This is a genomic window from Chryseobacterium sp. KMC2 (assembly GCF_016756935.1).
Classification (GTDB): Bacteria; Bacteroidota; Bacteroidia; order Flavobacteriales; family Weeksellaceae; genus Chryseobacterium; species Chryseobacterium rhizosphaerae.
Genome location: NZ_JAESIT010000008.1, coordinates 29,425 through 41,940 on the forward strand (window position 1 = coordinate 29,425; position 12,516 = coordinate 41,940).

Below are 12,516 nucleotides of genomic sequence, written 5' to 3' on the forward strand. Positions count from 1 at the left end.
TCTTTTTCATATTTTATTGATTAATAATCTGGTGAACAAAGATAACAAAAAAACTACCCAAAATCTGAGTAGTTTTTTATATTGTAAATAAAGTCTTGATTATTTTTTCAAATAACCATCAACTTCGTCTGCATTCATTACTTTTTCTTCGAAAACGTAAGCTCCTGATTTAGAAGACTTAGTCATTTTCACCACTTTAGTCATTTTTTTAGACTGACCGCTTTGTAGGGTTGCTACTACTTTCTTTGCCATTGTAAATTATATTTATAAATTACTTGATTTCTTTGTGAAGGGTAGATCTCTTAAGAACAGGATTGTATTTTTTCAATTCCAATCTTTCTGTAGTGTTCTTTTTATTTTTTGTAGAAATGTATCTAGACATTCCTGGCATACCGCTCTCTTTGTGCTCTGTACATTCAAGGATTACTTGAACTCTGTTTCCTTTTTTTGCCATGATGTATTAATTCTTTTTAATCAATCCGTTTCTAGTAGCTCTTTCAATAGCTTCTTCGATTCCAATCTTGTTAATCACTCTCAATCCATGAGCTGATACTTTCAGTGTTACGTGCTTATCTTGCTCCGGAAGGTAAAACTTCTTCTCCAATAAGTTAATTTCAAAACGACGCTTCGTTTTGTTATTAGCGTGAGAAACGTTGTTACCAACCATTGCACGCTTTCCTGTTATTTGGCAAATTCTTGACATATCTCGATGTTCTTATTTGTATAATATTTGAGAGTGCAAAATAACGAAGAATTTTTTAGATAGACAAATCTTTTGGAAAATATTTGTAAATAACTTACTGATTAATAATATTGATTTTAAAATAGCCGAATTGCCGGAATTGGGTGGTAGAGCAGGCCTGATATATTTCATGCAACGTTTCTTTACAGAAAATAATTTAATAGCCTATCTTTGTTTTTAATTAATCTAAATAAAAATAACATGAAGAGAATTTATATTCTGTTGTCTATGGTGCCGATTTGTTTAGCTGCTCAGAATTTCACTGAAATACAGACGGGGATGAACAATTTTTATTATTCAGCAGCGGATATCGCTGATATTGATAATAACGGGACTATGGATATTGTATTCAATGGAGCTATAGATTCAGACGGAGATGGAACAGCAGATATGACTTATAACGAAGTTTATAAGAATAGTGGCTCAGGATTGTCTTCTTATGCGGGGCTTGGTGTAGGGCCCACGCATTTGGGAGATATCAAGTTTATTGATTTTAACAATGACGGACTGCTGGATATTGTCTCTACAGGACTTAGCTATATGGATGTGGTTAATTATAAACAATACAGATTCAGGAATACGGGAACAGGTTTTGTAAAAGAAGAAAACCTCTCGGGAAAAATTTATGGATCTCTAGAAGTTTTTGATTTTAATCACGACGGAAGACAGGATTATGCACTTAATGGAACTCAATACTCCCATGGGGGAGGTTTTAGAAACAGCCTGGATTTTTACCGGAATACAGGAGCTGGTTTTGACATGACTGAAAACTGGGTAGATGGAACTCAGAACGGTAGCTTTAAAATGGTTGATCTTAATAATGATCAGCTTTTAGATCTTGTCATCATTGGATCTGATATTAATGGAGCCCCCATCTCCAGGGTATACATGAATCAGTCCGGAGTTTTGACCTTCACCCAGGATTTTGAACCTCTGACAAGCGGAAAGATAGATTTTGCAGACTTTAATGCTGATGGTTTCCAGGATATTCTTGTGGCGGGAAAAGATGATAGTGATAACGGATATTTTGCTGTCTTAATGAATGACGGTACGGGTGCCCTAACGACTCATCAGCTTAGTCTGCCTGATATTTCCGATGCCTCTATAAGCATTGGAGACTTAAACAATGACGGTTATTATGATTTTATAATTGCCGGGAACGATAATGATGCAGCGGTAAAGACCTATCTGTATAATCCAAATACTCAAAACTTTACTGAAGGAACCACTACGGGAATATATAACCTGGGAGGTCCCGGAGTTGTTCAGCTGTTTGATTTTAATAATGATCACCATCTGGATATTTTGTTGAGCGGATTCGACTGGTCAAATTCTGATATGCCCTCCCTGACGAAGATTTTTAAAAATACATCTACGGAAACCAATGCAAAGCCTACACCTCCCACGAATCTGAATCTGACAAGAAACGGAAACAGGTTTAATTTTGCGTGGAGTGGGGCTACAGATGATAAAACACCTGTCAATGCTTTACGATATGAAATCAATGTTGGATCAACGCCGGGAGCAACAGATATTGCCAAATATATAGTGACAACACCATCATGGTTTCTGGAGCTGGATCCTTCTGTTCAGAATGTGTACTGGAGCGTCAAGGCAATAGATGCATCAAAAACCTATTCTAATTCTTCTGCAGAAAACAGTACATTAGGAACGCGTGATACGATGGCAAGACAGCAGCTTGTAGTATATCCGAACCCTGCTTCTGAGAAAGTATATATCAAAGGAGAAAAGGTTTCTGAAGCTGAAATGTTTTCAATGGATGGGAAAAAGCTGAATATTACTTTGAACAGTGACCAGTCTATTAATATCTCTCACTTACCAAAAGGAATTTATGTATTAAAACTGAAGATAAAAAACGAAATAACCACCAAGAAACTTACGATTAAGTAATTGAATCATTCTATCTTCTATCAATGAGAAAAGCCAGACGTCCAGCTGGCTTTTCTCTTTTTTTATAATTCTATATAACCTGTAACATTCATGAGGAAATATAACTCCTTAAAATCATTTATATAGAATATTTTTTTATTGTTAAAACAGTGTTTTGTTATTTAAATTAAGTTACCGTCGGAAAGAATTTATATTATTTCTTTTCAATAGAACTGATTGTATTTTACAACTGAAGTATTGAAATACAAAAAGAAAGAATAAAGGGAAATAGAATAAAAAATATCTTGGTAAAGGGGCTACTGAATAAAACAGTAGGTAAAATATAAATAATATCCCAAGAAATGCTGCTTGAAATGTAAAGCTTGATTTTAGCTTTTGAAATAATATATAAATTAACAGCAGATTGAAAATTAATAAACTAATACTGTATAAATAGGGGACTGTATTGCCTGAAAAATTATAGTTCCCCGGATAGTAATTCAAAAAATTAATTCCAATTTTTTTAAAACTATTCTCAATAAACAGTTTAGGATGTGATGCAATAAAATTCTTGTTGAGTTGATTGAGATAGCTATCTATTTGCTTTTCATTTTCATAATTAGCGCGAAGATACTCATCCGTTAATATTATTTTTTTTGACGGATCATAGGGGAAATTACCGCTTGAGAAAATATCATATTTTTCATGATTTCCTTTAGCAAAATTATAACTTAAAGAAGTTGAGTAATGAAAAGTTCCTATTTTTTCATAATTTCTTATACACCAGGGAAGGTATGTGATCAATATGAATGCGAACAGAATCAGGAGGCTGTAGTACTTTAATTTTTTATACAATATGAGTACGATTGTTGAGATAATCATTAAGAATAAAAATTCATACCGAATATATAATCCCAGTATTGATACGATTGAAACCAACACTATATTTTTGAGAGTGATTTTTTTTGATAATTTTAATATTAGAGCAAAGAAAACGCTGAATATTGAAACTGTTAGCGCAAAAGAACTAATTTTTGTACTGCCAAGAAGGATAGGGGGAAAGAAAATAATACACGCAAAAGCAATGAAATAATTATTCTTATTCTTGTCATTTTCTTCGAAATTTTGGACAAGTGATAAAACTGAAAAAAATAAAATAACAGACTGTAAAATACAGGATATCATTATCCATTGAGGGATTTTAAATATACTTTGTATCAAAAGTAAATAGTAGGGATATAGAGGAGGCATGTAGCTTGAGGGCTTCCCTAGATAATAATAGTCATGATAAACCGCAAAATCCTGTATAATGACTTTCCACTCAAATATGAGCGTTGCATTTTTACTTAGATAAGATACCATTATACAATAAAATAGAAAAATGATAGAATATCTGTATCTGAATATTTTTTCCTTCATTTGGGCTTATGCTCTAATAGGTTCAATCATTCTATAACAACTATCCTTTCTTTGCTCTGTTCTGGAACCTTTTAATCAGAAAATAAAATAGCAGGAAACCTAAGGCAAAGATTGAAAACCTTGAAAGAAGATCTCCGGCTCTTGTATAGAAAGTCATCGTATCATAAAGATTTACCTTAGCAAATAAAGTAGTCTGATCACCATAAAAAGTATCGGCTACAACTTCTCCTTTGGCATCAATATGTGCGGAAATTCCACTATTGGCTGCACGGGCAATTTCTCGTCTTGTTTCAATAGCTCTTAATCTGGCGTAAGATAAAAGTTGTTTGTGTCCTTCTGAAACTCCCCACCAGGAATCATTGGTCATGATCCCTAAGAAATTGGCTCCCTTTTTTACATAATCAGTAACAAATTCACCATAAATGCTTTCATAGCAAATGATAGGAGCTATTTTTCCCTTATTGTAAGGGTTTGAAAAAGCAAGCCTTTCTTTATCTGTGCTTAAGGAAGCTACTGTACCACCCAGATTGAGCATAGCATCTCCCAATAAAGGTTTAAGAACGCTCATATAAGGAAAGATTTCAACTCCCGGAACAAGTTTTCCCTTATGGTAAACCTGTGTTTTCTGATGGGGAGCTAGCTGAATGGCCGTATTGTAACTCGTCACCCAAACTCCGGAATTGATCTGGTAAGCTTCTTTTGGCGCTTGTAACGGATCAAAATAAAAGCGGTGTGAAGAAATTCCCGTAGCAAAAACAGATCCGGGATGTTTTACTAAAAAGTCTTTGATATTGTTTAGCAGTAAACTCTTTTCAAAACCGGTTTCTGAAATTGAACCTCTTCCCGGAATGGCTGTTTCCGGAGCAATGAAATAATCAATTTTTCCTTTTGAATTATTTTCAGCCAGCTTCAGCAGGTCATTTTCAATGGTAAGACTGTCTTTTGAGTATTTTTCCATGTACGGATCAAGATCAGGCTGCAGCATCAGTACATTCACCTGTCCGGATGGTTTTTCATTAAAGCTGTTGTATTTGATTAATGAAATAATCATTGGAACAGCAATTAATGCCGTTACAATTGAAGAGTTTTTAATCAGATCTTTTCTCTTTCTTCCGGCTTCCCAGGTTCTCAGGGTATAGAAAATTAAAACGTTGATCAGTAAGATCCAGAAACTTCCTCCTGTAGCTCCCAGGGTATCATACCATTGGATAAGCTTGGGATATTCAGAAAATACATTTCCTAAATTCAACCATGGCCACGTCAGTTCCCAACCCAGATGGAATTTTTCAAAACTCATCCAGATGGCGATCAGAAATCCTAAGCCCCAATACGTTCCCTGGGCATTTTTGTACCAATGATAACATTGGAAAACCAAAGAATATAAAAGTGAATTGACCAAAACAGGGAATACAACAGCCATCATAGAATGGCTTCCATCCGGATTTTTAGAGCCATATAACCATCCTGTAGTGACGATATTCCAGATGATAAAACACAGATAGGAAAGTCCGAAAACCATCCAGCTTTTTCTTTTATAGCTGGAGAATTTTGAAATTCCATGTTCCATCATCAGGAGAGGAACAAGGGCGAAAAATATAAAAAAAGGAACTCCATAAGTAGGCCACGAAACCGACAGCAGCATTGCTGAAATAAGTGTAAGTAAAACGTATTTCATTAATTTATTTTAATATACAAATTTAATGTTTTTGAAATGAATATCTTAGCACCTGATGTTAAAGAAAGTATACAAAATTGCAATTATTCCCTATACCTTATTTTTGCTTTACCTGATGTTTTTGGGGATGGGCAGATATCAGTATGAAGATAACCTGATCACCGTAAAACCTATTTTTTCTACGATTAAATTTATTCAGACTGCAGATGGATGGAAAGATATTGTGATTATTGTCTTAGGAAATATTATTATGTTTATTCCTTTTGGTTTTCTGGGTTGGATTTTTCCGAGGCTTAAGGATTTGAAAACATTGTGTATTGCTTTCATTTCAGCTATTGTTATTGTAGAAGCGCTCCAATACTTTACCAGAATGGGAATATTTGAGGTAGATGATATCCTCCTGAATACTTTCGGGGTGTATTTGGGCTGGCAGATCAGGATATTTGTAGAGAAAAAGCTTAGTTGTTGAGCTCTTTAGCCCGCTTTTCAGCATTTAGAATTCCCTGTTTTAAAATGTCTTTAAAGCTGTTTTCTTCAAATGTCTTTAATGCAGCTTCTGTAGTTCCACCTTTGGATGCGACATCTTTTATCAGCTCTTCAAGGCTTTTTTCAGAATTGTTGATCAGGTGGTAAGCCCCCAGCATCGTTTGTTTGACAAAAAGCTTGGAAAGGTTTTCTTCAATTCCCATTTCAATTCCCGCTTTAATCATGGCGTCAATGATATAGTAGAAGTAAGCCGGTCCACTTCCTGATAATGCAGTAACACCATCCAAAAGATCCTCGTTTTCCAGATAGACAGAGCGGCCGGTACTGTTGAGCAGTCTTTCAATATTGATCAGCTGGCTGAAAGAAATTCCGTCTGCAGCAGTATAGCCCGTAATTCCCATACCCAAAAGAGTAGGAGAGTTAGGCATAGCTCTTACCACAAGCGGATGATTAAGTGATTTTTGGATTTTATCGATATTGATTCCTGCCATAATGGATAAAACCATCTGGTTTTCCTTTAATGTAAACTGGATATTTTGAGCAACAAGCTGAAAATCCTGAGGTTTTACAGCGATAATAACCAGGTCTGCATCCAGTTCTTTAACCTCGCTGAAAGTTGAAATGATAGACTTGGGAAAGTCCTCAGCTATTTTAGCTACTTTAGATGGATTTCGGATGATCAGATGAAGGTGTTCAGGTTTGATCAGTTCGTACTTCAAAAAAGATTTTGAAAAAGATAGTCCCATATTTCCGGCTCCCAGAATCGCTATTTTCATATTGTGTCTTTATTTTTAGCTAAAATAATGATTTTATGGAAAATGGATGTGAACTACTTCAGGATAAGTTGCTGTTTTATACTCGTACATAAGATGATGCATTGAGAAGACGGTAAAAATTAAAGGCTGTTTCAATATTGAAGCAGCCCTTGTATTTTAATTAAATGATATTCACTTCCCGTTCAAGTTCTATCCCAAACTTCTCTTTCACGGAATTGATAATGTCTGTGGAGAAGTCAAAAATTTCTTTTCCGCTTGCGTTTCCTGTTGCGTTGATGATTACTAATGACTGGAGCTTGTGTGAGGCTACATTCCCAATCTGTTTCCCTTTCCATCCGCATTGTTCGATCAGCCATCCGGCAGGAACCTTTACCATGTCTCCATTAGGGTATCCCTGAATGTTTTCAAACTTTTGCTGTAAAGCTTCAAACTGGACCAAAGGAATTGTAGGGTTTTTGAAAAAACTTCCGGCGTTCCCGATTTCTTTAGGATCCGGCAGCTTGCTTTGTCTGATATTGATTACTGCTTGAGATACATCCTGGATAGTGGGGTTTTCAATGCCCAGATGTTTCAGTTCAGAGGTAATCGCTCCGTATTCTGTTTTTACATGATGTTCTTTCCGGGTCAGTTTAAAAGTGACTTCCAGAATAACATATCTGCCTTTTCCTTCCTGCTTAAAAATAGAATCCCTGTATCCGAATCGGCATTGTTCAAGGTTGAATGTTTTAACTTCAAGGTCTTCCAGATCCAATACCTGACAGCTAACAAAAATATCTTTAATTTCCGTTCCATAAGCACCGATGTTCTGCATGGGAGAAGTTCCTACATTTCCGGGAATTAAAGAGAGGTTTTCTAGTCCACCATAATTTTTATGTAAGCAATACATCACGAATTCATGCCAGTTTTCACCAGCTTTGGCTGTGATAAGTACTTCATTATCACTGAAGTTTTCTTCGGATATTCCTTTTAAATTAAGTTTAATAGCAAGGCCGTCAAAATCTTTGGTCAGTAAAATATTACTTCCGCCTCCCAAAAAAAGAAGTGGAAGAGACTGAGATGTTGAGTAGCTGAGCGCTGCTTTTAATTCTTCGGTATTGCTGACTTCAGTAAAATATTTAGCGTTGGCGTCAACTCCAAATGTGTTGTAAGGCTGTAAGGAAAAATTTTCTTGCATGTTTTATTTGTATTCTTTTGGCAGAATGTGGTCTATATGTTCTTTAAGTTGTTGAAATTGTTTGTAATGTACAGTATCAACATAAGAATTAACATAAATATGTGACTTTTTCGGAGTTCGGATCTGGAAAGTTTCATCTATACCGTCTACAGATTGCTGGCTTGGAGAACTCTTTATATGATCAAGATCCACCATATGGATGGATGAGGTAAGCTGTTTCCAGGTGCTGGCATTGATAGCTGAATGCCATTTTTTGTGATTTTGAGTGGAGGTTGTTCCTTTTTCCACGGTGATAGAATCTTTGGTGACTTTTATAATTCTGTAATAGCCAAGGTTTCCTCCGATATTGGATATACTGATAGATGTAATCTCGTAAGGATCTTTATGGGCTGTTTGTACCGATTCCTTTTTGTCACAAGAAAAAAATGCCGACAGCAAAAAGATCGAAAACAGTATTTTCAGATGTATATTTTTTGTTGTCGGCATCATATTATAATTTATAGGCTAAATTCTTCTCTGTACTTTTTTAGAGCTTCTTTAAGGATTTCAGCACTTCTCTTTAAATCTTCTTCTTTCAGAACATAAGCAATTCTTACCTGTTTTTTACCCAGTTCAGGATTGCTGTAGAATCCACCGGCAGGAGCTACCATAATGGTTTCGTTATTCAATGAATATTTTTCCAGTAACCATTGAGCAAACTTTTCGGTATCATCTACCGGAAGTTCAGCTACACAGTAGAATGCTCCTCTCGGTTTAGGGCAGATGACCCCCGGAATAGCATTTAACAGGTCAACCAATACATTTCTTCTGTGGGTGTATTCTTCTCTTACCGCTCTAATATAAGCACCATCGTTCTGGTGTGCAGCAGTGGCAGCAATCTGTCCCAAAAGAACAGGACTTAGTCTTGCCTGAGCAAAAAGCATTGCCGCATTACGGATTTTTGAAGAACGGGTAAGCATACATCCGATTCTTACTCCACACATAGAATAACGTTTGGATTCCGAGTCTATTATGATGCAGTTCTCACTCAATTCTGGGAAATCAAGCATTGAAATCTGTTGCTTTCCGTCATATACATATTCTCTGTACACTTCGTCAGAGATGATTACGATATCATATTTTAAAGCAATTTCTGCAAGTTTTTGCAACTCTTCACGGGTATACAGGTATCCTGTTGGGTTACCAGGATTACAGATGACAATAGCTCTTGTTTTTTCTGTGATTTTTTTCTCAAATTCTTCTACCGGAGGCAGGGCAAAACCTGTGTCAATAGTAGAAGGAACTGCTACTACATTGACATTAAATGTACTGGTGAAACCATTGTAGTTTGCATAATAAGGTTCAGGAATAATCACCTCATCACCATCGTCACATAATGTAGAAATAGCAAAATTAAGGGCTTCTGATCCACCATTGGTAACAATGAAGTTCTCAGGTGTCAAATCAGCAAAACCTAATGAATGATAATATTCAGTAAGGGCTTTTCTGTATTCTATATTACCTTCAGAAAGGGCATATTCCAATACTTTTAAATCAATATTTTTTAAAGCATTTAAAGCTGTTTCCGGAGTTTCAATATCAGGCTGCCCGATATTAAGGTGGTATACTTTTATCCCTTTTTGTTTTGCTTGTAATGCGAAAGGAACTAGTTTTCTTACCGGCGATGGCGGCATGTGCAGTGCTCTGTTTGAAATATTCGGCATTGTTTAAAAAATTTGTATGGCAAAAATAAGATTTAATTTCTCAATAATAAAATTAAGCGGTAAGAAGAAGCGTCTCATTATGTTACAAATCTCCGTTTTAAAAGCGTATCATATTAATGTCTAAATATTAATATGAGTATTAAATTAATTTTAAATTAAATATTCAATAAAAATATTCTTTTTATATTGATATTTTTCTTAATTTTCCGCTCAAATGTGAATAAAATGACAATAAATTTATTTTTGAGAGCACTTCCTGCTATTGCTCTATTTTCGACATCATTCATGATGGCTCAAAATTTTCAACCTATGCCCGTTCAGTCCGGATATACAGCTGACGTTATCGCCAACGGGATAGGACCTTCTATGGCTTCTACCACAATGGATGTGGATGGAGTTTCCTATAATTTTATCTCCAGGGATTTTCAACTCACTGCGAGCAGTACACCACTTACCTATGGTCTTCCTGCCAATGGGATTATAAACTCAGTAGTGGCTTCAACGCCGGGTTTAAGTTATCAGCTTGGAGATTATTCGGGAAATAATTCTTTAAGAATTAACAGTAATACCGCAGGAGCAAATACCGGGACTCTGGTATTTACCAATCCTGTGGCTGCTTTCAAATTATACATGCTTTCGACCAGTGGAAGTGGCAACTCTACAGTAAATGTGACAGTTAATTTTACAGACAACACGACCCAGGTTTTTACCGGGCAAGGAATCACAGACTGGTATGGAGGAATGAATTATGCAATTCAGGGGATTGGGAGAATTCTCAGAACTTCAGATGCACTGGATGCCAATTCTACTAATCCAAGATTATATCAGGCTGTTTTAAATATTGATGCAGCCAACCAGGCTAAACCTATTCAGAGTATTACAATAACCAAAACCAGTAGTGCCGGTGTAGCCAATATTTTTGCTTTCTCAGCAGATGTTTATACTGATTGTGTAGCGCCTACATTATCTGCTACAGGAACGGTTACCTCAAGTTCTGCGGATATTTCATGGACGGTTCCTGCCGGCACACAAGCGGTAAGCCATGATATTTATTACAGTACAAGTCCCACAACTCCTACCAGCGCTACAGTTCCTGTTTATTCGGATGTGACAGGAACCTCTTATACATTGGGAAGTTTAGCTCCAAGTACAACCTATTATTATTGGGTAAGAACAAATTGCAGCACTGCAACGAGTAAAAGTGCATGGTCATTCTTTAAATCATTTACTACGCTCTGTGGTGCTTTGGTGCCTCCATATACTAATAATTTCAGCAGCGTTCCGGGAACATGCTGGGCCAATAATATCTCTGGCGGAAGCCCTTCCACAGGACCTACTGCAACTACAGTCTATTGGGATCAGCGTAATTTTTTAAATACATCAGCTAACGGTCCGTCCATCCATATGAATTTGTATTCTACCAATAGAACGGGCTGGCTTAAAACAGTGCCATTCGATCTTTCAGCGGGCGGGTACAGAGTGAAATTTAACTACGGAGTTACAACGTATTCCGGAACTGCAACTTCTTTAATGGGAGGCGATGATATTGTACATTTTATGGTTTCTGAAGACAATGGAACAACGTGGACGATATTACAAACCTGGAATACGGCTAACGGTCCTTCCAACACATCGAATGAATACAGTTATAATTTAACGGCCAATACCAATGCCCATACGGTATTTGCATTTTATGGAACTTCCGGAGCCGTAAATGAAGGTCTGGATTATAATTTCTATATAGATGACTTTACCGTTGAAAATGCCCAGCTGAGTACTTCGGAAGTGAATAAAGTAACCAAGAAAGCTGAAATTCATCCGAACCCTTTTAAAGATATTCTCTATATATCAGATACAAGAGAAGTGAAATCTGTCACAGTGGTAGATCTGTCAGGAAGAATTGTGAATACCATTGAGGGCCCTGTAAAAGAGCTTAATCTAAGTATGCTGAACTCCGGGCTGTATTTTGTTACCCTTTATTTTAAAGATGGAACTCAATCTACTGTAAAGGCAGTGAAGAAATAAGTTTTTTTTATGTAAATAAATTGTATGGCAGTATAGTGATGTACTGCCATTTTTTTATCCTGAGATGAATTTTTTTTATTAATTTGATCCTTTAAAAACGAACTGAAAATGCAAATTTTATCTAAGTCCATTGAAGATTATATTTCAAAGATTCCTGAAGAGAGACAGGAGGCTTTCAAAAAGCTTTTTGATAGTATTCATACAAACTTACCAAAGGGTTTTGAGGATGCCACCAATTATGGAATGATAGGCTGGGTTGTCCCTTTGAAAACTTATCCTGCCGGCTATCATTGTGCAGCCAATACCCCTTTACCTTTCATTAATCTGGCTTCTCAGAAAAATTTTATAGCATTATACCATATGGGGCTGTATTCCAGACCGGAACTTTTGGAATGGTTTGTTTCAGAATATCCCAAATATTCCAGAAGAAAGCTGGATATGGGAAAATCATGTGTCCGCTTCAAAAAAGTGGAAGATATTCCTTTTGAATTAATTGCTGAGCTGAGTAAAAAAATGACTCCTGAAGATTGGATCAGTACCTATGAATCTCAATACAAGAAATAAGTAAAAAAGCTCTGGAATCATATAGATCTCAGAGCTTTTTTGATAAAGAAAAAAAAGGAATA

The 12,516-nt window shown here is 36.1% G+C and carries 13 protein-coding genes; 5 read left to right on the plus strand and 8 right to left on the minus strand.

Features of this window, described 5'->3' with window-relative positions:
• Nucleotides 1-99: 99 nt before the first annotated feature.
• Genes JML65_RS10940 through rpmB form a run of 3 tightly spaced genes read right to left on the minus strand, consistent with a single transcriptional unit; the run spans nucleotide 100 to nucleotide 703 of the window.
• Nucleotides 100-252: a DUF4295 family protein gene (locus JML65_RS10940; protein ID WP_081989060.1), complete on the minus strand. Its 153-nt coding sequence runs from the start codon at nucleotides 250-252 to the stop codon at nucleotides 100-102.
• Nucleotides 253-271: 19 nt separating this feature from the next.
• A complete protein-coding gene (rpmG, locus tag JML65_RS10945; RefSeq protein ID WP_027373683.1) occupies nucleotides 272-454 on the minus strand; it encodes a 50S ribosomal protein L33 in 183 nt (60 codons plus the stop codon).
• Nucleotides 455-460: 6 nt separating this feature from the next.
• Nucleotides 461-703 (minus strand): 50S ribosomal protein L28, encoded by a 243-nt coding sequence (gene rpmB, locus JML65_RS10950; protein WP_002976757.1) that lies wholly within the window; start codon nucleotides 701-703, stop codon nucleotides 461-463.
• Nucleotides 704-943: 240 nt separating this feature from the next.
• Between rpmB and JML65_RS10955 the strand changes: the two genes are divergently transcribed.
• Both JML65_RS10955 and JML65_RS23845 read left to right on the plus strand, forming a co-directional pair.
• Nucleotides 944-2,653 carry a T9SS type A sorting domain-containing protein gene (locus JML65_RS10955; protein ID WP_237390849.1) on the plus strand — a complete coding sequence of 570 codons (1,710 nt, stop codon included), beginning with the start codon at nucleotides 944-946 and terminating at the stop codon, nucleotides 2,651-2,653.
• Between the two features lie 835 nt (nucleotides 2,654-3,488).
• Nucleotides 3,489-3,725: a hypothetical protein gene (locus JML65_RS23845; RefSeq protein WP_123863299.1), complete on the plus strand. Its 237-nt coding sequence runs from the start codon at nucleotides 3,489-3,491 to the stop codon at nucleotides 3,723-3,725.
• Nucleotides 3,726-4,091: 366 nt separating this feature from the next.
• On the opposite strand, the gene lnt is transcribed toward JML65_RS23845, so the two are convergent.
• Nucleotides 4,092-5,726, minus strand: a complete 1,635-nt coding sequence (gene lnt / locus JML65_RS10960) for an apolipoprotein N-acyltransferase (protein ID WP_047490367.1) — start codon at nucleotides 5,724-5,726, stop codon at nucleotides 4,092-4,094.
• 55 nt (nucleotides 5,727-5,781) lie between these two features.
• Between lnt and JML65_RS10965 the strand changes: the two genes are divergently transcribed.
• A complete protein-coding gene (locus tag JML65_RS10965; RefSeq protein ID WP_047490370.1) occupies nucleotides 5,782-6,195 on the plus strand; it encodes a VanZ family protein in 414 nt (137 codons plus the stop codon).
• Here the strand turns inward: JML65_RS10965 and proC are convergent.
• The 4 genes from proC to JML65_RS10985 form a co-directional block, all read right to left on the minus strand.
• Entirely contained in the window at nucleotides 6,185-6,988 is an 804-nt protein-coding gene (gene proC / locus JML65_RS10970) for a pyrroline-5-carboxylate reductase (RefSeq protein WP_047490373.1), read from the minus strand. The genes JML65_RS10965 and proC overlap by 11 nt on opposite strands.
• Before the next feature lie 160 nt (nucleotides 6,989-7,148).
• Nucleotides 7,149-8,162 carry a UDP-N-acetylmuramate dehydrogenase gene (murB, locus tag JML65_RS10975; RefSeq protein WP_202270899.1) on the minus strand — a complete coding sequence of 338 codons (1,014 nt, stop codon included), beginning with the start codon at nucleotides 8,160-8,162 and terminating at the stop codon, nucleotides 7,149-7,151.
• A 3-nt stretch (nucleotides 8,163-8,165) separates the two neighbouring features.
• Nucleotides 8,166-8,651, minus strand: coding sequence for a hypothetical protein (locus JML65_RS10980; protein ID WP_228450329.1), 486 nt, complete (start codon nucleotides 8,649-8,651; stop codon nucleotides 8,166-8,168).
• Between the two features lie 8 nt (nucleotides 8,652-8,659).
• A complete protein-coding gene (locus JML65_RS10985; protein WP_115917741.1) occupies nucleotides 8,660-9,865 on the minus strand; it encodes a pyridoxal phosphate-dependent aminotransferase in 1,206 nt (401 codons plus the stop codon).
• Between the two features lie 225 nt (nucleotides 9,866-10,090).
• On the opposite strand from JML65_RS10985, the gene JML65_RS10990 reads away from it, so the two are divergent.
• Together JML65_RS10990 and JML65_RS10995 are read left to right on the plus strand one after the other, a co-directional pair.
• On the plus strand, nucleotides 10,091-11,890 hold the full coding sequence (locus tag JML65_RS10990; RefSeq protein ID WP_202270900.1) for a T9SS type A sorting domain-containing protein: 1,800 nt from the start codon (nucleotides 10,091-10,093) through the stop codon (nucleotides 11,888-11,890).
• A gap of 108 nt (nucleotides 11,891-11,998) precedes the next feature.
• On the plus strand, nucleotides 11,999-12,454 hold the full coding sequence (locus JML65_RS10995) for a DUF1801 domain-containing protein (RefSeq protein ID WP_047490386.1): 456 nt from the start codon (nucleotides 11,999-12,001) through the stop codon (nucleotides 12,452-12,454).
• Nucleotides 12,455-12,516: the final 62 nt, after the last annotated feature.

Excerpts from the sequence above, each read along its gene's own strand:
- JML65_RS10940 (WP_081989060.1), bottom strand. The coding sequence starts at position 252 with ATGGCAAAGAAAGTAGTAGCAACCCTACAAAGCGGTCAGTCTAAAAAA.
- rpmG (WP_027373683.1), bottom strand. The coding sequence starts at position 454 with ATGGCAAAAAAAGGAAACAGAGTTCAAGTAATCCTTGAATGTACAGAG.
- rpmB (WP_002976757.1), bottom strand. The coding sequence starts at position 703 with ATGTCAAGAATTTGCCAAATAACAGGAAAGCGTGCAATGGTTGGTAAC.
- JML65_RS10955 (WP_237390849.1), top strand. The coding sequence starts at position 944 with ATGAAGAGAATTTATATTCTGTTGTCTATGGTGCCGATTTGTTTAGCT.
- JML65_RS23845 (WP_123863299.1), top strand. The coding sequence starts at position 3,489 with ATGAGTACGATTGTTGAGATAATCATTAAGAATAAAAATTCATACCGA.
- lnt (WP_047490367.1), bottom strand. The coding sequence starts at position 5,726 with ATGAAATACGTTTTACTTACACTTATTTCAGCAATGCTGCTGTCGGTT.
- JML65_RS10965 (WP_047490370.1), top strand. The coding sequence starts at position 5,782 with ATGTTAAAGAAAGTATACAAAATTGCAATTATTCCCTATACCTTATTT.
- proC (WP_047490373.1), bottom strand. The coding sequence starts at position 6,988 with ATGAAAATAGCGATTCTGGGAGCCGGAAATATGGGACTATCTTTTTCA.
- murB (WP_202270899.1), bottom strand. The coding sequence starts at position 8,162 with ATGCAAGAAAATTTTTCCTTACAGCCTTACAACACATTTGGAGTTGAC.
- JML65_RS10980 (WP_228450329.1), bottom strand. The coding sequence starts at position 8,651 with ATGATGCCGACAACAAAAAATATACATCTGAAAATACTGTTTTCGATC.
- JML65_RS10985 (WP_115917741.1), bottom strand. The coding sequence starts at position 9,865 with ATGCCGAATATTTCAAACAGAGCACTGCACATGCCGCCATCGCCGGTA.
- JML65_RS10990 (WP_202270900.1), top strand. The coding sequence starts at position 10,091 with ATGACAATAAATTTATTTTTGAGAGCACTTCCTGCTATTGCTCTATTT.
- JML65_RS10995 (WP_047490386.1), top strand. The coding sequence starts at position 11,999 with ATGCAAATTTTATCTAAGTCCATTGAAGATTATATTTCAAAGATTCCT.